The 272-nt window shown below is 45.2% G+C and carries 1 pseudogene; it reads left to right on the top strand.

From position 1 onward, the window contains the following. A pseudogene (locus SB725_RS31275) lies at positions 1–272 on the top strand (ribosome assembly cofactor RimP); the annotation flags it as partial.

Below are 272 nucleotides of genomic sequence, written 5' to 3'. Positions count from 1 at the left end.
GTGGCCGCTTGTGATGTATCACTATGGGGTATCGAGTTTGCGCCACAAGGTCGTCGCTCTTTACTACGTATCTATATTGAGGCATTGCCAGAAGAGCAAGCCCAAGATAAACAAGTAACGATTGAAGACTGCGCGGCAGTAAATCACCAAGTAAGCGGTATCTTGGAAGTTCATGATCCTATCGCTGGTGAGTACATCTTAGAAGTATCTTCACCTGGTTTTGATCGTGCGTTTTTCTCAGATGAGCAAATGCATGCGTATGTTGGTCAAAC

The organism is Pseudomonas sp. SIMBA_041 (genome assembly GCF_046535095.1).
GTDB lineage: Bacteria > Pseudomonadota > Gammaproteobacteria > Pseudomonadales > Pseudomonadaceae > Aquipseudomonas > Aquipseudomonas mucoides.
The sequence above is the reverse complement of the archived record's forward strand: the minus strand, read 5'-3'. Positions and strand labels throughout refer to the sequence as shown.